The sequence below is a fragment of the Micromonospora cathayae genome (genome assembly GCF_028993575.1).
GTDB lineage: Bacteria > Actinomycetota > Actinomycetes > Mycobacteriales > Micromonosporaceae > Micromonospora > Micromonospora cathayae.
In genome coordinates this window covers 6,127,860-6,150,563 of the sequence record NZ_CP118615.1, presented here as the reverse complement: position 1 = coordinate 6,150,563, position 22,704 = coordinate 6,127,860, and the positions used below count along the sequence as shown (strand labels likewise).

Here is a 22,704-nt window from a genome sequence, read left to right as displayed (position 1 = left end):
CAGCGCCGGACTCCGTCGTTCACCCGGCAGCCGTTGCCGGCCAAGAGCGGGCTGATCGTCGAGCGATGAACCCCGAACCAGGCGACGACGTCATGGGTCAGCCCGTGACATCAACGGACCAGGGTGGCGAGCAGTCGATCAACGAACCCGAACTGGTGCTTGGCTCCTGCTCCGATCCGCGACGGCGTGTCCGCAAGACGGGCCGGTCACGGTCCCGTGCCCGCCACTGGGGCCTCAACTCGCTGAGCAGACCCTCAAGCAGGGAGCAAGGCGGGGCGGTCAACCGCCGGCTTTCCAAGCGGTAAGGGGCCGCCATGCCTTCACCTCGCCCGTGCAGGGGTTGAGGGCCACTACACGGCGAGCAGGTTGCCGTCCGGGATGGCGATCTTCTGGCGGACGACGGTCGTCGGCGCGGCGGCCCGGCGTACCCGGTGCGGCACGTGGTCGCGGCCGGCGGTGGCGTAGCTGGCGGCAGTGGACGCGGCGATGGTGGCCCAGGCGTACCGTTCGCCCACCATCGTGCGGGCCCGGCGGGCGACCCGGCGGGCGAACACCTCGTCGCCGACGAGCCGGTCGACGGCGTGCGCCAGGGCGTCCGGGTCGCTGTGCGGGAAGGTCACCCCGGTCACGCCCGGTTCGACGATCTCGGCGAGGCCGCCGGTGGCGGCGACCGCGAGGGGAGCGCCGGCCGCCGCCGCCTCCAGGGCGACCATGCCGAACGGCTCGTACAGGCTGGGCACGACGGTGGCGTCGGTCGCCCCGAGCACCGCCGGGAGCTGCGACTCGGTGAGGAAACCGGTGAACCGGACGGTGTCGGCCAGGTCGAGCCGGCGGATCTCGTCCTGCAACTCGTGCCGGTACGGGCCGTCGCCGGCGATCACCACCCGCAGGTCGGGGTGCCGGCGGCGCAGGTACGGCACGGCCCGGACGAGGTGCTGGACGCCCTTCTCGTAGACCAGCCGGCCGGCGAAGCCGACCAGCGGGCCGTCGGCGGCGTACCGGTTGCGGGCGGCGGCGACCGCACGGGGGCGGGCCTGCCAGGCCCGGCCGTCCACCCCGTTGGGGACCACGTCGACCCGGCCGGCGGAGACGTCGAACAGGGTGGCGACCTGGTCGCGCATGTACCCGGAGCAGGTGATCACCCGGGTCGAGGCGTTGCTCAGCCAGTGTTCGACGCCGTGGATGGTGCGGTTCATCTCCTCCGGCAGCCAGCCCTGGTGCCGGCCGGCCTCGGTGGCGTGGATCGTGGTGACCAGGGGCAGGTCGAGGTGCTCGCTGATGGTGACGGCGGTGTGCGCGACCAGCCAGTCGTGGGCGTGCACCACGTCGTACTCGCCGGACTCGGCGGCGCGCAGCGCGGTCCGGGTCAGCGTGTGGTTGAACGCCATCGTCCAGGCGAGCAGGGCCGGGGTGGCCAGGGGGAAGGCCACCGGGTCCTCGGGGGCGCGCAGGATCCGGACCCCGTCGGCGTACTCCTCCAGGGGCGCGCCCTCGGCGTGCCGGGTGACCACGGTGACCTGGTGGCCGGCCCGGACCAGGGCGACGGAGAGGGCGTGTACGTGCCGGCCCAGCCCACCCACCAGCACCGGTGGGTACTCCCACGAGAGCATCAGCACCCGCTGGCTCCGGGCGGGGTGGATGTCGATCACGTCCGCGTTCGGTGACATGCGGCGGCCCCCTTTGAGTTGTCCCCCTGCGCGCGGCGGCCGGCACCCGTTGCCCCGGATACCCGCCGCCGCGCCCTGGTCGGGGCCCATCCTGCCGTCGCCGGGATAACCGGCGGAGACATCACCGTTGCGGCTGTGTAAAGCGGGCCTATCGGATCCGGCGGCAGCGGAGTAGCTCGGCGACGGACCACGCCTGGAACGGGCATCCGGTCGCCGTGTGTGGCGGCAGGCCGTCGGCCGTCTCACTGACCGACCCTAGGCCATACTCGGTCAAATGAGCTTCAATGCCCCTGAACAGCTCATCAACTGAAATCTTGCCCCGCCGGCAGGCGTCCACGTACGGGCCGAGCAGCCACGGCCACACCGTGCCCTGGTGGTAGCCGCTGTCCCGCTCGGCCGGCCCGCCCCGGTGCCGCCCGGCGAAACCGGGGGAGTCCGGGGAGAGGCTGCGCGGCCCGAGCGGGGTGAGCAGCCCGGCGGCCACCCGGCGCAGCGTCGCCTCGTCCGGCTCCAGCGGCGCGTACGGCAGCGACCAGGCCAGCAGCTGGTTCGGCCGGAGCAGGTCGTCGTCGTGGTGCGGCGCGCCACCCAGCGGGTACGCCGGGGCCGGCCCGTCCACCACGTCGTACAGCCAGCCCGTCGGGGCCGGGAAACGCTCCCGGAACGACCCGACCGCCCGGCCGTGCAGCCGCCACAGCTCGGCGGCGTCCCCACCGGCCAGCTCGGTCAGCTCGGCGAGCCCGGCCAACCCGTTGACCCACAGCGCGTTGACCTCCACCGGCTTGCCGGTACGCGGCGTCACCGGCACCCCGTACACCCGGGCGTCCATCCAGGTCAGCGCGGCACCCGGGGTGCCACCCTGGGTGAGCAGCCCGTCGGCCGGGTCGACCGCGATGCCGTACCGGGTACCGGCCAGGTGCGCGTCGACCACCGCGCGCAGCGCCGGCACCAGCTCGTCACCGAGGTCGGTGTCCCCGGTGACGGTGACGTGCCGGTTCACCGCGTGCAGGAACCACAGCGTGCCGTCGACGGTGTTGTACTCCACCCGGCCGGTGTCGGCGGTGTTCGCCAGCATCCCCTCCGACAGCGTCGCCGCGTACGACCGCAGCAGCTCCCGCCCCTCCTCGGCGCGGTTGGTGCAGAGGAACAACCCCTCGTACGAGATCATCGTGTCCCGCGACCACGCGCCGAACCACGGGTACCCGGCCACCACGTCCGGGCCGGCGGCGGTGCGTACCACGAACGCGTCGGCGGCCAGCGCCAGCGTCGCCTCGACCGGGTCGGCCGGCTTCGCGGCGGCCACCACCTGCCGGTTGCGCCGCCGGGCGGTCGCCACCACCTCGGTCGCCGGGGGCGGCTCCTGGTCGAGCTGCCCGGCCCAGGCCCGCACCGACACCGTGTCGCCGGGGTGCTCCAGCCGGCCGGTGAAGCGTCCCGCGTACCAGAGGTCCTCCTCGGCGGCCAGGCCACGGGCCGCCTCCTCCCGGTGGTGCACGCCCAGCCACCACTGCCCCTCGGGCGTCCAGTCCGGGCCGGCCAGCCGGAACGCGCCCTCGACCACCGCCCCGCCGTCGACCGGCTCCAGCCGGGGCGTCGGCCCGTCCGCGCGCCGCTCCCCGTGCGCGTCCCGCCAGGTGCAGACCGCCGCCAGCTCCAGCGTCACCGGCCCACCGGAGACCAGCCGGTGCAGCACCGCCACGCAGGACCGGCCGGGCAGCATCGCCAGTTCCCGCTCGATGACGGTGTCGCCGATCCGCCACCGCCAGCGCGGCAGACCGTCGATGATGGCGAAGTGCTCCAGCAGCTCGTACCCGCGCGGGTCGAGGTCCCCGGAGGCCCACTGGTGGGCACCGAGCCGGACCTGGGCCCCGGACGGCAACAGCACCGCCGGGTCCAGGCTGGCCAGCCCCACCCGGCGGGTCGCCGGGGTCTCGCCGGCCACCACCAGCAACCCGTGGTAGCGGCGCGTGCGCAGCCCGCTGACGGTGCCCATGGCGTACCCGCCCAGGCCGTCGGGGACCAGCCACTCGCGGGTCGCCCCGCCGCTGAGCTCGCCACAGACCTGCGGACCGAAACCGATCTCGATCAACTCTCCTCCAGCAGCGACGTGCAACACGCCACGACGACGGTGGCCGCAGTGGTCAAGTGACCGCGCGGCGTGAAAGATGTGCGAGTGATCACTGACGTGTCGCCTCCCATCGCGCCGGCTCCCGACGCCGAGCGGATCCGTCTCGCCCAAGCCGACTCGGGGGAGCAGGACTGGCGTGCATGGGGTCCCTATCTGTCCGAACGGGCGTGGGGGACGGTACGGGAGGACTACAGCGAACACGGCACGGCCTGGGACTACTTCCCCCACGACCACGCGCGGTCCCGAGCCTACCGGTGGAGCGAGGACGGCATGGCGGGCGTGTGCGACGACCGACAGACGTTCTGCTTCGCGCTGGCGCTGTGGAACGGCCGCGACCCGATCCTCAAGGAACGGATGTTCGGCCTCGGCGGCGACGGCGGCAACCACGGCGAGGACGCCAAGGACTACTGGTGGTACCTGGACTCCACCCCCACCCACTCCTGGATGACCTGGCGCTACCACTACCCGCAGGCCGCCTTCCCGTACGACGAACTGGTCGCCGTGAACGCGCTGCGCGGTCGGGACGACACCGAGTACGAGCTGGTCGACACCGGGATCTTCGACGACGACCGGTACTGGGCGGTGACCGTCGACTACGCCAAGGCGTCCCCGACCGACCTGTGTGTGCGGATCACCGTCGCCAACCGGGGTGACCAGCCGGCCACCCTGCACGTGCTGCCCACCCTGTGGTTCCGCAACACCTGGTCGTGGGGGCTGCCCGGCAGCGACCGGGTACCGACCCTGGTCGGCGAGGAGACCCGACCGGACGGCTCGGCCCGGCCGTCCGGCTCCGGCCGGCAGGCCGGTTCGACCCGGCTGGTCGGCGAGCACCGGGTGCTCGGCCAGCTCGTCCTCGAGGGCGACGGCACCCCCACCCCGCTGCTCTGCGACAACGAGACCAACGCCGAACGGCTGTGGGGGCTGCCCGGCCGGTCGGCGTACCCGAAGGACGGCATCAACGACCACGTGGTGGCCGGGGCGGACACCGTCAACCCGGACCGGGTCGGCACCAAGGGGGCCCTGCACTACGTCCTCGAGGTGCCGGCCGGCGGGGAGTACGAGATCCGGCTGCGGCTGACCCGCACCGCCCCGCCGCCCGGCGGCACCCCCGCCCCCGCGCTCGACCTGACCGCCGGCTGGGAAGGGGTGCTGCGGGCCCGCCGGTACGAGGCGGACCGCTACTTCGCCGACGTGATCCCGGCCGCCGCCAGCGACGACGAGGCGCTGGTGGCCCGGCAGGCCATCGCCGGCCTGATGTGGGGCAAGCAGTTCTACCACTTCGACGTGCAGCGCTGGCTGGACGGCGACCCCGGGTCGACGCCCCCGCCGGCCGGTCGGCGGCACGGGCGCAACAGCGCCTGGTGGCACATGAACAGCTTCGACGTGATCTCCATGCCGGACCCGTGGGAGTACCCCTGGTACGCCGCCTGGGACCTGGCGTTCCACTGTGTCACCATCGCCCGGGTCGACCCCGGGTTCGCCAAGGAGCAGATCCTGCTGCTGCTGCGCGAGTGGTACCTGCACCCCAACGGGCAGATCCCGGCGTACGAGTGGGCGTTCGGGGACGTCAACCCGCCGGTGCACGCCTGGGCGGCGCTGAAGGTGTTCGAGATCGACGGCAGCCGGGACCACGAGTTCCTCGCCCGGGTGATGCACAAGCTGCTGCTCAACTTCACCTGGTGGGTGAACCGCAAGGACACCGGCGGCAACAACGTCTTCGAGGGCGGCTTCCTCGGGCTGGACAACGTCGGCCCGTTCGACCGGTCGGCGGCGCTGCCGGTGGCCGGGGTGCTGGAGCAGTCCGACGGCACCGGCTGGATGGCGATGTACGCGCTGAACCTGCTGGACATGGCGGTCGTGCTGGCCGAACGGGACCGGGCGTACGTGGACGTCGCCACCAAGTTCTTCGAGCACTTCGCGTACATCGCCGCCGCCGCGTACGACCAGGGCCTGTGGGACACCGAGGACGCGTTCTTCTACGACGTGCTGCGGCTGGCCGACGGCACGAAGGTGCCGCTGAAGGTCCGCTCGGTGGTCGGGCTGCTGCCCCTGGCGGCGACCACCCGGCTCACCGCGCGGACCCTGCACCGGCTGCCCGAGCTGAACGCCCGGCTGCGCTGGTTCCTCACCCACCGCCCCGAGTACGCCGGGGTGGTCGGCACCCGCCGGATCGGCCCGGACGGCCGCAACCAGCGGCTGCTGTCCATGGTCGGCCCGGAGCAGGTGGTCCGGCTGCTGGCCCGGATGCTCGACACCGACGAGTTCCTCTCCGAGTACGGCCTGCGCACGCTGTCCCGCGCGCACCTGGACCGGCCGTTCTCGGTGACCCTCGGCGGGCAGGAGTTCAGCGTCGGCTACGAGCCGGCCGAGTCGACCAGCGGGCTGTTCGGCGGCAACTCCAACTGGCGCGGTCCGATCTGGATGCCGACGAACTTCCTGCTGATCAGCGCGCTGCGCGACTACGCGGCGTTCTTCGGTGACGACCTCCAGGTGGAGTACCCGACCCGGTCCGGGGTGAAGCGCACCCTGGACGGGATCGCCGACGACCTCTCCGCCCGGCTGATCGCCCTGTTCACCCGGGACGGCTGGGGTCGCCGGCCGATCTACGGGGCCTGCCAGCTCTTCCAGACCCACCCGGACTGGCGGGACCTGATCGCGTTCCCGGAGTACTTCCACGGCGACAACGGGGCCGGGCTCGGCGCGTGGCACCAGACCGGCTGGACCGCGCTGGTGGCCGACCTGATCCTCACCCTGCGCCGCTGACCCCGCCGATAAGGAGTGGGCCGTCGTCGCCCCCGCCCAGTACGGTGTGCCGGTCCGCGTCAAGGAAGGAGCCAGGCACGGTGGATCAGGGGCAACGGCAGCACGGCAGGGTGCTGGTCTTCGACGCCGACGACACGCTCTGGGAGAACAACGTCCTGTTCGAGCGGGTGATCGACGACTTCCTGGGCTGGCTGGACCATCCCACCCTGGACCGGGCCGAGATCCGGGCCATCCTCGACGACATCGAGCGGGCCAACGCGGCGGTGCACGGCTACGGCAGCCGGGTCTTCCTGCGTAGCCTCGGCGAGTGCCTGGAGAAGCTGCGGGAACGCCCGGCGACCGCCCGGGAACGCCGGGAGATCGACGACCTGGCGGTGGCGCTGGTCGAGCACCGGGTCGAGCTGATGCCCGGCGTCGCCGACACCCTCGACCTGCTGGCCACCCGGCACCGGTTGCTGCTGCTCACCAAGGGGGACCGCGAGGAGCAGCAGCGTAAGCTGGACGCCTGTGGGCTGCTGCACCACTTCCGGGCCGCGCACATCGTGATGGAGAAGAACGCCGACACCTACCGGTGGTTGGCCCGGGAGCACGCCTTCGACCCGGAGGTGGCCTGGATGATCGGCAACTCCCCGAAGTCGGACATCCTCCCGGCCCGGGCCGCCGGCATGAACGCCGTGTTCATCCCGAACGACAACACCTGGGTGCTGGAGCACGAGGAACTGGACCCGACCGATCCGCAGGTGCTGCGGATCAGCGCCTTCCCGGACCTGCTGCACCACTTCTGAGAAACAGCGTCGACGGCGTTCACGGTGTTACACCGACATGCCGTGGAACAGCGTTGAGATTGCTCACCTTTCCGGAATGGCGGAATGCCTTGTCCGCCGGGTCGACACGCGCTTAGCCTTGGCCGGCGTTGACGATTCGTCGGGGTGAACCGTCAGACGCGACCGAAAGTCCGGTGGTGGAGCACCGTGGAGCTGAGTGCATGCGGGCCGGCTCGCCACCTGCGGACCCGGTACCGGGCGACGTGCCACGCTCGCGGGTCCGGGCGGTGAGAACCGCTGCCACGCCGGACGGCTGGAGGTCAGGACCGGGGAGTTGCGGACCCGGTCCTGACCGGCCTCCCGTCCAGGTGGGAAAGCGAGCGGCCCACCATTCCCATTGCCCGGTCGGGGTCGTCGACAGCGTTCGTCCGGGCGGATACGTTACCTCGACGTGCCGTCCAATCAGATAGATGTTGGTCACATGCATATATTGTCCGGTCGCTTGTTCCGTTCTGTCGACCCGCCTAACCTGAGGTGCACGCTCAGGGGTTCAACGGGGGAGCGGTGACGTGCAACTTCAGATCAAGCTGCTGGGCACCGTGGAGCTGAGCGTCGACGGCCAACCGGTCACGGTGGGAGCGGCCAAGCGGCGGGCGGTGCTGGCGGGCCTGGCACTGGAGGCCAACCGACCGGTCCCGCTGGACCGGTTGGCCCGGATGGTGTGGGGCGCCCAGCCGCCCACCTCGGCGGTGGCGAACCTGCGGTCGCACGTGTTCGCCCTCCGGGCCGCCGTCGGTGACCGGATCGTCGCCCATCTGCACGCCTACGAGCTGCGGATCGCGCCACCCGAACTGGACGTGACCGAGTTCCAGCGACTCGCCGGGGAGGGGCGGGCCCTGCTGGCGGCGGGTGACGCCTCGGCCGCCGTTCCGGCGCTCACCGGGGCGCTCGCCTGCTGGCGGGGGCCGGCCGGGTCCGGGTTGCCCACCGGGACGATCCTCCACGGCCGGTGGGCGAGCCTGGAGGAGCAACGGTTGCAGGTGTTCGAGGAGCTGACCCAGGCCCGACTGGACCTCGGTGAGTCCGGTGACCTGCTCGACGGGCTGCGCCAGCACCTGTCCGCGCATCCGCTGCGGGAACGCGGCTGGTCCCAGCTGATGCTCGCGCTGTACCGGTGCGGGGACGTCCCGGCGGCGCTGGCCGCCTACCAGCACGCCCGGTCGGCCCTCGACGAGCAGCTCGGCATCGAACCGGGCGACGAACTGGTGGCGCTGCACCGGGAGATCCTGGACCGGACGCCCGGCCTGACGGTACCGGCACCCGGCCCGGCCGTCCCGGCGGGCGGTCGGTGGCCAGCGGGCGGCGCGGGCCGGTCGGTGCCCCGGGAACTCCCCGCCGACCTGGTCACCTTCGTCGCGCGCACCCCGCAGCTGGCCGCCGTGACCGCCGCGGTGACCGGCGGGCCGCCCGCCGCCGTGGTCGTCTCCGGGGCCACCGGCTGCGGCAAATCGGCCCTGGCGGTACGCGCGGCGCACACGGTGGCCGCCGACTTCCCGGACGGACAGGTCTTCGTCGACCTGGCATACCACCCGACCGCCGGTGCCGACGAGGTGCTCGGGCGGGTGCTGCGGGCGCTCGGGGTCCCGTCGACCGAGGTGCCGAGGGAGGTGGACGAGCAGGCCGGGCGGCTGCGCTCCCTGTTCGCCGACCGTCGGGTCCTGCTGGTCGTCGACGGGGTCACCCACGCCGCGCAGGTGCGCCCGCTGCTGCCCGCCGGCCCCGGCCCGGCCCTGCTGGTGGTCGCCCAACGGCACCTGCCCAGCCTGGACGGCGTTACCCGGGTGACCGTGCCGGGCCTGCGCCCGGAGGAGTCGCTGGCCCTGCTCGCCGCGCTGGTCGGCGACGGCCGGCTGGCCCGGGACCGGGCCGCGACCGCCGAACTGCTGGGGATCTGCGCCGGATCACCGCTGGCGGTACGGATCGTCGGGTCGCGGCTGGCGGCCCGGCCCGGCCTCGCGGTGGGCGCGCTGGTCGAGCAGCTCCGCGACGACCGGTACCGGCTGGACTGGCTGACCTACGACGGCCTGTCGGTACGGGAGCGGCTGGCCGACTCCTACGCCGCGCTGCGGGCCGCCGACGAGGTCGCCGCCCGGCTGTTCGTGCTGCTGGGCGGCACGCCGGACGGCCCGGTGGCGCCGGAACGGGCGGCGACTCGGCTCGGTGTCGCGCCGGCCACGGCCCGCCGGGCGCTGGAGGAACTGGTCGACGGGCACCTCGCCGGCCGGGCCGGGGCGGACGGGTACGTGCTGCCGCCCCTGGTCCGCGACTACGCCGCCGAGCTGGCCGCCACACCCGGCCAGCGGTGGCCGCGACGGCGCGCCGAGGCGACCCTGGTGGCGTACCCGGGGGCGGGCTGACGCCGACGGCCCGCCGCGGTCGCGGGGTCAGCCGGCGTCGCCGCGGACGATGGCCACGGCGACCCGGCAGAACTCGTCCATGTCGGGGGTGAAACCGGCGGCGATGTCGGGATGCAGACCCGAGCGGGTCTCGTCCAGCAGCCGCTGGCAGACCTGCTCGACCGGCTCGCCCGAGTAGTCGGCGCGGACCCGGTCGGTGGCGGCCCGCAACGCCGAGGTGAGCTGGTCCTCCAGCGGGCCGCGTAGTTTCTGCTGTACCGGGTCCAGTCCCCTCGGGTCGAGGGTGACGTGTGGTTCCGACATCGGCGCTCCCTTCGTCGGCGTCCGCGGTACCCCACCGCGGGCGTCGGTCAAACCGCGGTCGACACCTCCGCGACCCGCACCTGGTAGGAGAACTCCTCGGCTGGCTCCTCCAGGTACGACAGGCGGCGGATCTGCCGGTCGTCGGTGTAGAGGGCCACGTCCACGAGCACGCCGAGGTGGGCGAGGCCGATGGTGGAGACCCGCTTCTTGTCCGCGAGGACGGCGCAGATCCCGCCGAGCAGGGTGCTGGCGTCCGAGGTGCGGTGCCCGGGCGGACAGCGCAGCGTCAGGTCGATCTCCACCGGCCCGGTCAGCGGGGTCCAGCCGGTACGCTGCGCCGCGACCAGCGCCGCCTGGAGCAGGGCGCGTACCCGGGTGGCCTGCCGGTGACCGGCGGCGAAGATCGACAGGGCTTCGGTCTTGACCGGGGGCAGGCCGCTCACCTCGAACGTCAGGGCGAGAGCGCGGGTCTCCTGCACGACGGCACCTCCTCGTGGGTCGATGCTGCCCAACCGGACGCGTGGAAGTGAGGCGTTCCCACGACAACCCACCGATCGGGCGCAACGGTGGACCGGCCGGAGACGGGTCGACGACGACGGCGACACCCCGGCGGCGGTGGGAAGAAACGCTAGTGCAGAACCGCTGCGCTCGGTAGCCGCCCGGCTCCCCCATGAGGTGGGAAAGCGCCACCATCGGACGATGGTGACGCCCTCCGTCGGTACGGGCGGCCGGCCGTACCGGTGCGCCGCGCGGTCAGCGCCGGCCGCGTTTGACCTCGTGGAAGGTCGACATCCGGACCAGCGGCAGCAGGGAGTCCCAGAGCAGCAGGGCGTCGTCGCGGTCCGGCACCTCGGTGACGATCGGCCCGTGCACGCCGCGTTCGGCGTCCGGGACCATCAGCACCGGGGAGCCGATGTCCGGGCCGGCGGAGGCGTACGCCAGCGCGTGCGACCCGCGTACCGCCTCGTCCCAGCGGTCGTCGTCCAGGGCCGGCGCGGCGTCGCCGAGGCCGGTCGCCTCGACGGCCGCGTCGACCGCCTTGTCGGACAGCGGGTCGCCGGCGTCGTGGGTGCGGACACCCAGTTCGGTGTAGAAGCGGCCGGCGTCGTCCCCCCGGCCGTCGGCGCGCAACGCCTCGACCAGCCGGAGCGCCCGGGTGGAGGCGGCCAGCATGTCGGCGAACTCCGGCGCGACCCGCCCCTCGTTGAGGATGGCGAGACTGAACGCCCGCCACTGGACGCGCAGGCCCCTGGCCTGACTGACCGTCACCAGCCAGCGGGAGGTGCGCCAGGTGTGCGGACAGGCCGGATCGAAGAAGAAGGTGACATCCATCGACCGAGCGTAGTCACCTGCCGACCGGTTCGCAGCGGGGAGGATTCCGTGCCCAGGTGTCCGGTTCGTGGCCGGCCGGTCAGCGCCAGGTTTCGCCGTCGGACGTTACGGGCAGTGAGGGGCCACGAAACGCCCGGGACCACGCCTGATCCGCGACCAGGTGACGTCCCGCATCGTTCCGCCGCGCGCCGGGGCGCGGTCCCCTCCCCGGTTGTTCGCCGTAGGAGAGGGGAGGGGCGATGAGCGAGCCAGACGGTGCCGGCGTCCGGCGTCGGCCACGGGCCCGCGCGGTGGCGGTGGCTGCCGCGTTGACGCTGCTGGCACCGACCGCCGCGTGTAGTTCGGGTGGGGACGACGGACCGCCGACGATCAACCTGTACTACCCGCCGGAGCAGAACCTGCAGAAGGTGGTCGACGACTGCAACGCCCAGGCGCAGGGGCGGTACCGGATCGCCTACCGGGTGCTGCCCCGGCAGGCCGACGAGCAGCGGGTGCAGATGGTCCGTCGGCTCGCCGCGCAGGACACCGGCATGGACGTGCTCGGCCTGGACGTGACCTGGACCCAGGAGTTCGCCAGCGCCGACTGGATCCGGGAGTGGACCGGCGAGGACGCCGCCGAGGTCGAGCAGGGCACCCTGGAGGGCCCGCTGGAGACCGCCCGCTACCAGGACAAGCTCTACGCCGCGCCGAAGAACACCAACGTGCAGCTGCTGTGGTACCGCGCCGACCTGGTGCCCGAGCCGCCGGTGACCTGGGACGAGATGATCGAGCAGGCCCGCGCGCTGAAGGACCAGGGCAAGCCGCACCAGGTGCTCACCATGGGCGCGCAGTACGAGGGCCTGGTCGTCCTGTACAACGCGATGGTCGCCAGCGCCGGCGGCGAGCTGGTCAGCTCCGACGGCGAGAAGGCCACCGTCGACGACGGCGCGGTCCGGGCGCTCGACCAGCTCAAGCGGCTGGCGACGTCCGGGGTGGTCTCCCCGTCGTTCAGCAACGCCACCGAGGATCCGGTCCGGCTGGAGTTCCAGTCCGGCAACGGCGCCTTCCAGGTCAACTGGCCGTTCGTCTACCCGGCCCTGCAGGAGGCCGACCCGGAGCTGGCCAAGCAGGTCAAGTGGGCCCGGTACCCGGCGGTCGACGCGGACACCCCGAGCCGGGCGACCATCGGCGGGGTCAACATGGCGGTCAGCAGCTACTCGAAGTACCCGCAGGAGTCCTTCGACGCGGCGAAGTGCATCCGCAACGAGAAGAACCAGAAGTTCTCCGCGATCAACGACGGGGTGCCGCCGACCATCGAGGCGATCTACGGCGACCCGGAGATGACCGAGGCGTACCCGATGAAGGAGACGATCCTCGAGGAGCTGAAGGAGCCGTCGACCCGGCCGCTCACCCCGGCGTACCAGAGCATCTCGACGGTGATGTCGGCGATCCTCTCCCCGCCGTCGGGCATCGACCCGGAGCGGACCGCGGAGGAACTGCGTGGGGCGATCTCCGACGCCCTCGAGTCGAAGGGGGTCCTGCCGTGACCGAGCGCACCGGCCGGAACCGGGAGGTGACCGCATGAGCGTCAACGCCACGCCCACCGGGGCGGACGTCGCCGCCGAACAGACCGGGCAGGCGAACGACCGGCGGACCGGGGTGCCCGCCCAGCGGTCCCGGCCGAGCGGGCGCAAGGCCCCGCTCAGCGAGAACAAGAAGGCCGAACGGAAGCTCGGTTGGCTGCTCTGCGCGCCGGCCGCGCTGGTCATGCTGGCGGTGACCGCGTACCCGATCATCTACTCGGTCTGGCTGTCGTTGCAGCGGTTCGACCTGCGGTTCCCCGACGAGCGGCAGTTCGTCGGCCTGGAGAACTACGCCACCGTGCTGACCAACGAGTTCTGGTGGACGGCGTTCGGGGTGACCATGCTGATCACGGTGGTCACGGTCGCCGTCGAGCTGGTGCTCGGCATGGGACTGGCGATCATCATGCACCGGACGCTGGTCGGTCGCGGCATCGTCCGCACCGCCGCGCTGATCCCGTACGGGATCGTCACGGTGGTCGCCGCGTTCTCCTGGCGGTACGCCTGGACGCCCGGCACCGGCTACCTGGCGAACCTGTTCAGCGACGGGGCCCCGCTGACCGAGCGGGCCAGCTCGCTGGCGATCATCATGCTCGCCGAGATCTGGAAGACCACCCCGTTCATGGCGCTGCTGCTGATGGCCGGGCTGGCCCTGGTGCCGGAGGACCTGCTGAAGGCGGCCTCCACCGACGGGGCGACCGCCTGGCAGCGGTTCACCAAGGTGATGCTGCCGGTGATGAAGCCGGCGATCCTGGTGGCGCTGCTGTTCCGCACCCTGGACGCGTTCCGGGTGTTCGACAACATCTACGTGCTGACCGCCGGGGGCAACGAGACGTCGTCGGTGTCGATGCTCGCCTACAACAACCTGATCCGGGGCCTGAACCTCGGCATCGGGTCGACGATGTCGGTGCTGATCTTCCTCACCGTGGCGCTCATCGCCTTCGTCTTCGTGAAGCTGTTCGGTACCGCTGCCCCGGGCAGCGACGATGGGGAGAGGCGCTGAGATGGCCGAAACCACCACCCGCGCGAAGCTGCGCTGGGGCCTGCTGGACGTCATCGTGGTCGTCTTCGCGCTGATCCCGGTGCTGTGGATCGTCTCGCTGTCGCTGAAGACCCCGGCCACGCTCACCGACGGGAAGTTCATCCCCCGGGAGTGGACCCTGGAGAACTACCGGACGATCTTCCAGACCGACCAGTTCGTCCGGGCCCTGGTCAACTCGATCGGGATCGCCCTGATCGCCACGTTCATCGCGGTGGTTCTCGGCGCGATGGCCGCGTACGCGATCTCCCGGCTGGACTTCCCGGGCAAGAAGCTGCTGGTCGGGGTCTCCCTGCTGATCGCGATGTTCCCGCAGGTGTCCCTGGTGTCGCCGCTGTTCGAGATCGAGCGACAGCTCGGCATCTTCGACACCTGGCCGGGGCTGATCCTGCCGTACATCACGTTCGCGCTGCCGCTCGCGATCTACACGCTGTCGGCGTTCTTCAAGCAGATCCCGTGGGACCTGGAGAAGGCGGCGAAGATGGACGGCGCGACCCAGGGCCAGGCGTTCCGGCGGGTCATCGCCCCGCTGGCCGCGCCGGGGCTGTTCACCACGGCGATCCTGGTCTTCATCTTCTGCTGGAACGACTTCCTCTTCGCCATCTCGCTGACCTCCACCGAGCGGTCCCGCACGGTGCCGGTCGCGTTGTCGTTCTTCACCGGCGAGTCGCAGTTCGAGGACCCCACCGGGGCGATCTGCGCCGCCGCCGTGATGATCACCATTCCGATCATCCTCTTCGTCCTCTTCTTCCAGCGCCGCATCGTGTCCGGGCTGACCTCCGGCGCCGTCAAGGGATAGGTGAACTCTCGTGGCAGACATCGTGCTCGACAAGGTGAGCAAGAAGTTCCCCGACGGCACCGTGGCCGTCTCCGAGGTCGACCTGGAGATCGCCGACGGCGAGTTCGTCATCCTGGTCGGCCCGTCCGGGTGCGGGAAGTCCACCACCCTCAACATGATCGCCGGCCTGGAGGACATCAGCTCCGGTGAGCTGCGCATCGGCGGCCAGCGGGTCAACGACAAGGCACCCCGGGACCGGGACATCGCGATGGTGTTCCAGTCGTACGCGCTGTACCCGAACATGACCGTCCGGGAGAACATGGCGTTCCCGCTGCGGCTGGCGAAGCTGGACAAGGCGACCATCGACAAGAAGGTCGACGACGCGGCGAAGGTTCTGGAGCTGACCGCGCTGCTGGACCGCAAACCGGCCAACCTCTCCGGCGGTCAGCGGCAGAGGGTGGCGATGGGACGGGCCATCGTCCGGCAGCCGAAGGCGTTCCTGATGGACGAGCCGCTGTCCAACCTGGACGCCAAGCTGCGGGTGCAGATGCGTACCGTGGTGTCCCGCCTGCAGAAGCAGCTCGGCACCACCACCGTCTACGTCACCCACGACCAGACCGAGGCGATGACCCTCGGCGACCGGGTGGTGATCATGCGGGGTGGCGCGATCCAGCAGGTCGGCCCGCCGCAGGAGCTGTACGACCACCCGCGCAACCTGTTCGTGGCCGGGTTCATCGGCTCGCCGTCGATGAACTTCCTGCACGCCGCCGTCGAGGGCGGAACCCTGCGGACCGCCCTGGGTGACGTGCCGCTCGGCGACCGGCTGCGCCGCGAACTGGAGGCCGGCGACGCGCCCCGGGAACTGATCCTCGGCATCCGGCCGGAGCACTTCGAGGACGCCGAACTGGTCGACGACGACACCCGCCGACGGGGCATGGAGTTCGAGGCGCCGGTCGACATCGTCGAGTCGATGGGATCGGACAAGTACGTCTACTTCACCGTGGAGGGGGAGCGGGCCAGCGCCGCCGAGCTGGAGGAACTGGCCGCCGACACCGGCGCGGACTTCGCCGGGGCGGGCGGCAACCTGGTGACCCGGCTCTCCGCCGAGTCGACCGTGGCCGAGGGGGAGAACCGGCGGGTCTGGTTCAACCTGGAGAAGATCCACCTGTTCGACCCGTCGAACGGGCGCAACCTCACCCTGCACGAGGGCCGGGCGGCCGGCGCGCTGGCCGACTGAGGGCGACCGCAGGGGCACCCTGCCCACGCACGGGGCGTGGACAGGGTGCCCTTCGGTGTGTCGCCGTCGGCTCAGGCGCGGCGGCGGCTCGGCTCCGGCACGTCGGCGTCGATCCGCTCCCGGCGGACCCGCTCGTCGACGGGCTGGTCCTCGACCACCTCGTCGCGGGCCAGCCGGACCCGCTCGACCGGCACCTGGTCCTTGCGCACCACCGGACGCTCACGCCGCAGCGTCAGCTCCCGCTCCGCCTCGCCGATGTCCGGGCGGACGTCGCCGGCGTCGGCGGAGGTGACGGGCGAACGCTCCACCCGTACCTCGTCGTGCTCGACCGGCACGGTGGTGTGCACGTCCTCGGTGACCACGTACTTGCGCAGTCGGGCGGTGCCCGCCGGCTCGCTCTGCGTGCCGACCCGCAGCCGCTCCTCGGAGCGCACCAGTTCCTGCTGGTCCTGCGGGGTACGCCGCTCCTGCTGGCCGGGACGCGGCCCCGGACGCGGGCCACCGGGCGGCGGGCCGGGCTTCGGCGTCGGCTGCTGCGACATGCCGTAGTGCGCGTACAGCTGGGTGATCTGGTCCGCGCCGAGCGGCTCGTCGGTGCCGGCGTCGATGGTGGGCGCGCTCTTGACGGTCGCCTTGTCGTACGGCATCGTCAGCCGGCCCTCCTGCATCCGGGCGGTGGTGAGCGGTGCCATCGACTCGTGGTGGCCCATCACGCCCGTCTTCACGCTCACCCAGGTCGGCTCCCCGGCGGCGTCGGCCCACACCTGGCCCACGCTGCCGATCCGGGCACCCGACCGGTCCTGGACGTCCTGGCCGTACAGCGAACGGATCTGCTGTTCGGTGAGATTCACTGGTCGTCCTCCTTCCGCGTGTCAACGGCCCGGGTACCCGGCCGGCCGGGGCACACACCCACCGGGCCCGCCGGATGACGGCGGGCCGCCCGGTTCCGGCCCGCCCGGCCCGAACGCGGGCTCCGCGCCGTGCCCACCGTCCGGCCTGCGTGGTACCGGCACGGCCCGGTCGGCCTGCGGCGTACCGGCACGGCCCGGTCGGCCTGCGGCGTACCGGCCCGGACGGAGGCGGCCGGGCCGGGGTGCGGCGTCCGCGAGGCATGGGTGCCGACGCAACGGGGATGCCGACCGCCGAGAGACCCGTGGATAGCCGAGAGAGGACCGCCATGACCACGTCGAAGCGATCCGGTTCCACCGCGTCACCGGACCACCCGCTGCACGCCCGACCCGCCACCGCCAAGACCAGCGCCGCCGCCGCGTTCGGTCTGGTCTTCGGGGTGGCCGCCCTGCTCAGCGTGTTGACCGCGATCCTGGCCTCGGTCGGCCTGGTGCTCGGCATCATCGGCATCGTGCTGGCCGTGGTCGGGCTGCGGATGGCCGCCCGACCCGGGGTGACCGGACGTGGGGTGGCGATCGGCGGGCTGGTGCTGAGCATCCTGGCCGTGCTGCTCGGCCTGGCGTTGGCCGCCGGGATCAGCACCTTCGTCAACAACGAGGACGCGGTGAACCGGCTCGAACGGCGGGTCTCCGACCTGCGTGACAAGCTGAACAGCTGACGCGCCACGGCCACCGGGTCCGGCGGCCGGCCGGGCTTCCGGCCCGCTCTGCCCCCTGATCGCGCTCCGGCGGCGGGACAGCCGGCGGAGCGCGATCCCCCGTTCAGGTTCGTCGGCGGTGGCTTACCCCCACCTGGTGCCGCTGAGAGCAGCATCGCGCCGGGACGGCGGGGCGGTGGCCGTGCGGGATGGAACTTGCGGAAAACTTGAGCACAAATCCATCGATGCTGGTCAAAGCTGTCGATCCGTGGCCGGCGGTGCTCAGAGCCGCCGGTACATCACCAGCAGGTCGACGTACCGGCCGTCGGGGAGCCGGAAGCCCTCCGGGATCCGTCCGACGACCTCGAAACCGAGCGACCGCCACAGCCCGACCGCCCGGGTGTTGGTCTCCACCACCGCGTTGAACTGCATGGCCCGGTAGCCCTCGGCGCGGGCCAGGTCGAGCACGTGCGCCCCGAGGGCCCGGCCGACGCCCCGCCCGGCGGCGGCCGGGGCGACCATGAAGCTGGCGTTGGCGACGTGCGCGCCCGGACCGGCCTGGTTGGGCAGCAGCTTCGCCGAACCGAGCACGGTGCCGTCCGGGTCGACCGCGACGACGGTACGGGCCGGTGCCGGCGGCAGCCACAGCCCTCTGGCCTGCTCCTCGTCGACGTCCCGGGGCCAGGTGTAGGTGTCCCCGGCCGCGACGATCCCGCGGAGGAAGGGCCAGATGCGCGCCCAGTCCCCGGCTACGGCGTCTCTGATCAACATGGCGTCGAGCATGCCAGAGGCCGGAGCCCGCCGATGTTTGCCGACGCAAGCATCGGGTAGTCGCCTGAGTTGACCGATCAAGGGAGGGGAACAGCCGATGGACGATCGGACCAAGGTCGCGGTGATCTACTACAGCGCGACCGGCATCACCTACCAGATGGCGCAGGCCGCCTGCGAGGCCGCCGGGGAGGCCGGGGCGGAGGTGCGGCTGCGCAAGGTACGCGAACTGGCCCCCGAGGAGGCGATCCGGTCCAACTCCGGCTGGCACGCGCACGTGCTGGAGACCCAGGACGTCCCGGAGGTGGAACTGGACGACCTGTCCTGGGCGGACGTGGTCATCATGGGTTCGCCCACCCGGTACGGGATGATCTCCGCCCAGCTCAAGCAGTTCATCGACAGCAGCGGGCCACTGTGGGCGCAGGGCGCGCTGGCCGACAAGGTCTACACCGCCTTCTGCTCGACGGCGACCGCGCACGGCGGTCAGGAGGCCACCCTGCTGTCGCTGTACACCGTCTTCTATCACTGGGGTGGCATCGTGGTGACCCCCGGTTACACCGACCCCAGCCAGTTCGTCGCCGGTAACCCCTACGGCGCCTCGCACACCAGCAACAACGGGGAGATCGCCCCGGACCACGTCGCGCTGGCCGCGACCGCGCTGACCGCCAAGCGGGCGGTGCAGCTCGCCAGCCGGCTGCGGCGCGCCCCGGCCCCCGCGTGACGAACGGGTGACCGGTGGTGCGGGCGGGGGCTCTCGACCCGTCCGGACCACCGGTCGCCCGCTGCACTACCCCCGATCCGGGGAAGTATGCGCACCCGTCGCCGGGCGTTCCGCCCGGGCCGCCGCCGGCTGCCCCGCTGCCGCTGCTGCCGCCGGCTGTGCCGCTGCCGCCGCTGCCTGGTGGGCCGGCCGGTCCGTCGGATCCGCCGGTCGGGCCGCCGCCGGCAGCAGGTGCCCGAGCAGGTCGGCCAGGACCGTCGTCCCGTCCCGGCTGAGCACCGACTCCGGGTGGAACTGCACCCCGGCGAAACCCGGCCCGCGCAGCGCGTGCACCGTCGCGTCCCCGCCGTCGCGGGCCACCTCCACCGGGCCGTACCGGCTGTCCAGGACGTCGGTGTCGGCCAACGCGGTGAACGTCGAGTAGAACCCGACCCGCCGGACGGCCCCGAACAGCGGCACGTCCCGTTGCAGCCCCTGGTACGGGGCGTCCCGTCGGTGCAGCCGCAGCCCGAGCAGCCCGGCCAGGAGCTGGTGACCGAGACAGACCGCCAGCGTCGGTCGCCCCTCGGCCAGCAGGGTCCGCAGCAGGCCGCGCAGGGCCACCATCTTGGCGTCGTCGGTGGCCCGCGGATCGCCGGGCCCGGGACCGACCACCACCAGGTCGTACCGGTCGACCGGGCCGGGCCGGTGCCACGGCCGGACGTCCACGCCCAGGCCCAGCGCGCCGAGCTGGTGGGCGAGCATGCCGGTGAAGGTGTCCTCCCCGTCGACGATCAGCGCCCGGTGCCGGGGCGGGCCGGCCGGTACCGGCGGGCGCTGGTCGAGCCAGAACCGGGCCAGCCCGTCGTTGCGCGCGGCCAGCGCGGCGCGGACGTCCGGGTCGTCGGCGAGCCGGGTCACCGGCCCCGGGCCGGGCGGCGGCGCGTCCGGGCGCAGCCCGAGCGCGGCGAGCACCCCGGCGGCCTTGGCGTGCGTCTCGGCCACCTCCCCGGCCGTGGTGGAGTGCCGGACCAGGGTCGCCCCGACCGGCACCCGCAGCTCCCCGTCGGGGGTGAACTCGGCGGTGCGGATCAGGATCGGCGCGTCCAGGGTCTGCCGGCCCGCCGCGTCCCGGCCCAGCAGCGCCAGCACCCCGGCGTAGTAGCGGCGGCCGGTGCGCTCGTGCCGGGCGATGACCCGGCAGGCGTTCTCCATCGGGCTGCCGGTGACGGTCGGCGCGAACATCGTCTCCCGCAGCACCTCCCGGACGTCCCGGGTGCTCCGCCCGGCCAGCAGGTACTCGGTGTGCGCGAGCTGGGACATCTCCTTCAGGTACGGCCCGACCACCTGCCCGCCGGCGGTGGCGACGGTGGCCATCATCTTCAGCTCCTCGTCGAGCACCATGTACAGCTCGTCGATCTCCTTGGGGTCGGTCAGGAACCGCAGCAGCGCGTCCCGGTCGGCGGGCCCGCCGGGGTGCCGGAACGTACCGCTGATCGGGTTCATCATCACCAGCCCGTCCTCGACGCTGACGTGCCGTTCCGGGCTCGCCCCGACCAGCGTCCGGGTGCCGGTGTGCACGCAGAACGTCCAGTACGCGCCCCGCTCGGCGACCAGCAGCCGGCGCAACGCGGCCAGCGCCGCCGCCAGCGGCGACCCCTGCACCCGGGCCCGCAGGGTGCGGTGGATGACGAAGTTCGCGCCCGCGCCGCGGCCGATCTCCTCGCGCAGCACCCGTTCGACGATTCCGGCGTACGCGTCGTCGTCGAGGTCGAACGCCGCCCCGGTGGTCACCACCGACGTGTCGGGCAGGACCCGTAACGCCTCGGCCAGCCCGGTCCGGCCCTGACCGGTGATCTCCAGGCACTCCAGCGGCATCCCGTCGTCCACGCAGGCGAACCCGCGCTCGGTCACCTGCCGGTACGGCACCACGGCGAGCGTGCGGGGACCCGGACCGTCGGCCGGCAGCGGGACGTCGGCGAGCCGGTCGACCGGGCGTACCGGGCCGGTGAACAGTTCCAGGTGGTCGGCGCCCTCGCGGCGCAGCAGCACGAACGGGCCGGGATCACCGCCGGCGGACACCACGGCGGTCAGGGCGGTCAGGTCGGTCATCGGTGCGGTCTCCTCGGGCCGAGGGCCGCCGGGTGGGCGTCCACGGCCGGTACGGGGACCGGTGGCCGCCTCGATGGGCGGCCGCGTCAGGGAAGCTACACGCGCAGGGGGTCCGCCGGGTCGGCGGGCCACCAGAAGCACGGGCGCGTGGGCATACCGGCAGCCTACCCACCGGCCGGGGAGCGCGGAAGGCACCGTCCGGTACGCGGGACCCGGTGCGGGGCTTGATCACGCCGACGGCCGGGTACGGTGACCGGCGATGAAGATTCTCGCTCTCGACCTGGGCACCTCGTCGGTGCGTGGGCTGGTGCTGGACGAGCGGACCGTGCCGCTGCCCGGCGCCCTGGCCCGGCGCAAGATGCGGCTGGCGGTCGGTGACGACGGGGCCGGCACCCTGGACGGCCCCGGCTACCTGGCCTGCCTCGTCGAGTGCCTGGACGAGCTGGCCGCCGCCGGGCACCTGCGGGACGTGACGCTGGTGGCCATCTCGGCCCAGTGGCACTCGGTGCTGCCGGTCGACGCCGCCGGTACCCCGCTCGGTCCGGTGCTGACCTGGCTGGACACCCGGCCCGAGCCGTCCGACGACCATCCCGGCCCGGCCGACCCGGACGCCTTCCACCAGCGCACCGGCACCTGGTGGCACCGCTGCTACTGGTCGGCGCGGCTACCCTGGCTGCGGGCGCGGGTGCCGGCGGCCCGGTTCGTCGGGCTGGCCGAGTACGTGCTGGGCGCGCTGCTCGGCACGGTCCCGATGTCGGTGTCCCAGGCGTCCGGTACCGGCCTGCTCGACCTGCGCACCCTGGACTGGGACGCCGAGGCGTGCGAGCTGGCCGGGGTACGGGCCGGGGAACTGCCGGCGCTGGCCCCGCCCGACTGGCGGGGCCGGCTGCTGCCGGAGTTCGCCCGCCGCTGGCCGGGGCTGGCCGGGGCGGCGTGGACCGCCCCGATCGGCGACGGCGCGGCCTCCAACGTCGGCTCGGGGTGCGTCGACGCCCGCCGGGCCGCGGTGACCGTCGGCACCTCCTCGGCGGTACGGCTGCTCCAGCCGGCCCCGGCGGGCGCGCCGCTGCCGCCGCTGCCGCAGCGGCTGTGGCGGTACCGGGTCGACCACGACCACGTGGTGACCGGAGCGGCGTACTCCTCCGGGGGCAACCTGTTCGCCTGGGCCAACCGGGAGCTGCGGCTGCCGTCGGGCGCGGAGCTGGACGCCGCGCTGGCCGAGGTGCCGCCGGACGGCGGGGTGCCGGCCGATCCCCGGTTCGGTGGGGACCGTCCGCCGGGCCGCGCGCCCGCCGGGTCGGGACGGCTGGACGGGCTGAGCCTGTCCACCTCCGCGGTGGAGATCCTGGCCGGGCTGATGGCCGGGGTCTGCGCCCGGGTGGCCGACGATCTCGCCGTGATCGAGTCGACCGTGGCGCATCCGGTGGAGGTGGTGCTCGGTGGGGGAGCGGTGACCGCGTCGGCCTGGTGGCGGGGGGCGTTCGCCGCGGCGCTGGCCCCCCGGTCGGTCCGGCACCAGCCGAACCCGGAGATCGGTGCGACGGGTGCCGCGCTCGTCGCGCTGGGTAGGACCGCCGGGGCGGGGGCGTGA

17 protein-coding genes and 1 pseudogene are annotated in these 22,704 nt (G+C 72.9%); 10 read left to right on the top strand and 8 right to left on the bottom strand.

The window, feature by feature from the left end; genetic code table 11:
* Positions 1–350: 350 nt before the first annotated feature.
* On the bottom strand, positions 351–1,667 hold the full coding sequence (locus tag PVK37_RS27065; RefSeq protein ID WP_275030644.1) for a glycosyltransferase family 4 protein: 1,317 nt from the start codon (positions 1,665–1,667) through the stop codon (positions 351–353).
* A 148-nt stretch (positions 1,668–1,815) separates the two neighbouring features.
* Positions 1,816–3,756 (bottom strand): amylo-alpha-1,6-glucosidase, encoded by a 1,941-nt coding sequence (locus tag PVK37_RS27060; protein ID WP_275030643.1) that lies wholly within the window; start codon positions 3,754–3,756, stop codon positions 1,816–1,818.
* Positions 3,757–3,840: 84 nt separating this feature from the next.
* On the opposite strand from PVK37_RS27060, the gene PVK37_RS27055 reads away from it, so the two are divergent.
* The 3 genes from PVK37_RS27055 to PVK37_RS27045 all read left to right on the top strand — a co-directional run bounded on the left by PVK37_RS27055 (position 3,841) and on the right by PVK37_RS27045 (position 9,739).
* Entirely contained in the window at positions 3,841–6,558 is a 2,718-nt protein-coding gene (locus tag PVK37_RS27055; protein ID WP_423790919.1) for an MGH1-like glycoside hydrolase domain-containing protein, read from the top strand.
* Positions 6,559–6,668: 110 nt separating this feature from the next.
* Positions 6,669–7,343: an HAD family hydrolase gene (locus PVK37_RS27050; protein WP_275035240.1), complete on the top strand. Its 675-nt coding sequence runs from the start codon at positions 6,669–6,671 to the stop codon at positions 7,341–7,343.
* 548 nt (positions 7,344–7,891) lie between these two features.
* Positions 7,892–9,739, top strand: coding sequence for an AfsR/SARP family transcriptional regulator (locus PVK37_RS27045; RefSeq protein ID WP_275030641.1), 1,848 nt, complete (start codon positions 7,892–7,894; stop codon positions 9,737–9,739).
* A 27-nt stretch (positions 9,740–9,766) separates the two neighbouring features.
* On the opposite strand, the gene PVK37_RS27040 is transcribed toward PVK37_RS27045, so the two are convergent.
* The 3 genes from PVK37_RS27040 to PVK37_RS27030 form a co-directional block, all read right to left on the bottom strand.
* Positions 9,767–10,042 (bottom strand): hypothetical protein, encoded by a 276-nt coding sequence (locus tag PVK37_RS27040; RefSeq protein WP_275030639.1) that lies wholly within the window; start codon positions 10,040–10,042, stop codon positions 9,767–9,769.
* Positions 10,043–10,089: 47 nt separating this feature from the next.
* Complete coding sequence (locus PVK37_RS27035) at positions 10,090–10,521, bottom strand: RusA family crossover junction endodeoxyribonuclease (RefSeq protein ID WP_275030638.1); 432 nt, start codon at positions 10,519–10,521, stop codon at positions 10,090–10,092.
* 274 nt (positions 10,522–10,795) lie between these two features.
* On the bottom strand, positions 10,796–11,374 hold the full coding sequence (locus PVK37_RS27030) for a mycothiol-dependent nitroreductase Rv2466c family protein (protein ID WP_275030637.1): 579 nt from the start codon (positions 11,372–11,374) through the stop codon (positions 10,796–10,798).
* A 239-nt stretch (positions 11,375–11,613) separates the two neighbouring features.
* Between PVK37_RS27030 and PVK37_RS27025 the strand changes: the two genes are divergently transcribed.
* The 4 genes from PVK37_RS27025 to PVK37_RS27010 are packed head-to-tail and all read left to right on the top strand — an operon-like array spanning position 11,614 to position 15,987.
* Positions 11,614–12,900: an ABC transporter substrate-binding protein gene (locus tag PVK37_RS27025; RefSeq protein ID WP_275030636.1), complete on the top strand. Its 1,287-nt coding sequence runs from the start codon at positions 11,614–11,616 to the stop codon at positions 12,898–12,900.
* 34 nt (positions 12,901–12,934) lie between these two features.
* On the top strand, positions 12,935–13,936 hold the full coding sequence (locus tag PVK37_RS27020; protein ID WP_275030635.1) for a carbohydrate ABC transporter permease: 1,002 nt from the start codon (positions 12,935–12,937) through the stop codon (positions 13,934–13,936).
* 1 nt (position 13,937) lies between these two features.
* On the top strand, positions 13,938–14,771 hold the full coding sequence (locus PVK37_RS27015) for a carbohydrate ABC transporter permease (RefSeq protein ID WP_275030634.1): 834 nt from the start codon (positions 13,938–13,940) through the stop codon (positions 14,769–14,771).
* A 10-nt stretch (positions 14,772–14,781) separates the two neighbouring features.
* Positions 14,782–15,987, top strand: coding sequence for an ABC transporter ATP-binding protein (locus PVK37_RS27010; RefSeq protein WP_275030633.1), 1,206 nt, complete (start codon positions 14,782–14,784; stop codon positions 15,985–15,987).
* Positions 15,988–16,058: 71 nt separating this feature from the next.
* Here the strand turns inward: PVK37_RS27010 and PVK37_RS27005 are convergent, their stop codons facing one another.
* The gene (locus PVK37_RS27005; protein ID WP_275030632.1) at positions 16,059–16,838 is read right to left on the bottom strand and encodes a YsnF/AvaK domain-containing protein; all 780 of its coding nucleotides are present in this window, start codon (positions 16,836–16,838) and stop codon (positions 16,059–16,061) included.
* A 326-nt stretch (positions 16,839–17,164) separates the two neighbouring features.
* Here PVK37_RS27005 and PVK37_RS27000 point away from each other — a divergent pair, with 326 nt between their 5' ends.
* Entirely contained in the window at positions 17,165–17,554 is a 390-nt protein-coding gene (locus PVK37_RS27000; protein WP_275030631.1) for a DUF4190 domain-containing protein, read from the top strand.
* Between the two features lie 261 nt (positions 17,555–17,815).
* Here PVK37_RS27000 and PVK37_RS26995 read toward each other — a convergent pair whose 3' ends face one another.
* Complete coding sequence (locus PVK37_RS26995) at positions 17,816–18,304, bottom strand: GNAT family N-acetyltransferase (RefSeq protein WP_275030630.1); 489 nt, start codon at positions 18,302–18,304, stop codon at positions 17,816–17,818.
* Between the two features lie 97 nt (positions 18,305–18,401).
* On the opposite strand from PVK37_RS26995, the gene wrbA reads away from it, so the two are divergent.
* Positions 18,402–19,022: an NAD(P)H:quinone oxidoreductase gene (gene wrbA / locus PVK37_RS26990; protein WP_275030629.1), complete on the top strand. Its 621-nt coding sequence runs from the start codon at positions 18,402–18,404 to the stop codon at positions 19,020–19,022.
* 210 nt (positions 19,023–19,232) lie between these two features.
* Here wrbA and PVK37_RS26985 read toward each other — a convergent pair.
* Positions 19,233–21,113, bottom strand: a pseudogene (locus tag PVK37_RS26985) (anthranilate synthase family protein); the annotation flags it as partial.
* A gap of 259 nt (positions 21,114–21,372) precedes the next feature.
* Here PVK37_RS26985 and PVK37_RS26980 point away from each other — a divergent pair.
* Complete coding sequence (locus PVK37_RS26980; RefSeq protein ID WP_275030627.1) at positions 21,373–22,704, top strand: FGGY family carbohydrate kinase; 1,332 nt, start codon at positions 21,373–21,375, stop codon at positions 22,702–22,704.

Excerpts from the sequence above, each read along its gene's own strand:
- PVK37_RS27065 (WP_275030644.1), bottom strand. The coding sequence starts at position 1,667 with ATGTCACCGAACGCGGACGTGATCGACATCCACCCCGCCCGGAGCCAG.
- PVK37_RS27040 (WP_275030639.1), bottom strand. The coding sequence starts at position 10,042 with ATGTCGGAACCACACGTCACCCTCGACCCGAGGGGACTGGACCCGGTA.
- PVK37_RS27030 (WP_275030637.1), bottom strand. The coding sequence starts at position 11,374 with ATGGATGTCACCTTCTTCTTCGATCCGGCCTGTCCGCACACCTGGCGC.
- PVK37_RS27025 (WP_275030636.1), top strand. The coding sequence starts at position 11,614 with ATGAGCGAGCCAGACGGTGCCGGCGTCCGGCGTCGGCCACGGGCCCGC.
- PVK37_RS27020 (WP_275030635.1), top strand. The coding sequence starts at position 12,935 with ATGAGCGTCAACGCCACGCCCACCGGGGCGGACGTCGCCGCCGAACAG.
- PVK37_RS27015 (WP_275030634.1), top strand. The coding sequence starts at position 13,938 with ATGGCCGAAACCACCACCCGCGCGAAGCTGCGCTGGGGCCTGCTGGAC.
- PVK37_RS27000 (WP_275030631.1), top strand. The coding sequence starts at position 17,165 with ATGACCACGTCGAAGCGATCCGGTTCCACCGCGTCACCGGACCACCCG.
- PVK37_RS26995 (WP_275030630.1), bottom strand. The coding sequence starts at position 18,304 with ATGTTGATCAGAGACGCCGTAGCCGGGGACTGGGCGCGCATCTGGCCC.
- wrbA (WP_275030629.1), top strand. The coding sequence starts at position 18,402 with ATGGACGATCGGACCAAGGTCGCGGTGATCTACTACAGCGCGACCGGC.
- PVK37_RS26980 (WP_275030627.1), top strand. The coding sequence starts at position 21,373 with ATGAAGATTCTCGCTCTCGACCTGGGCACCTCGTCGGTGCGTGGGCTG.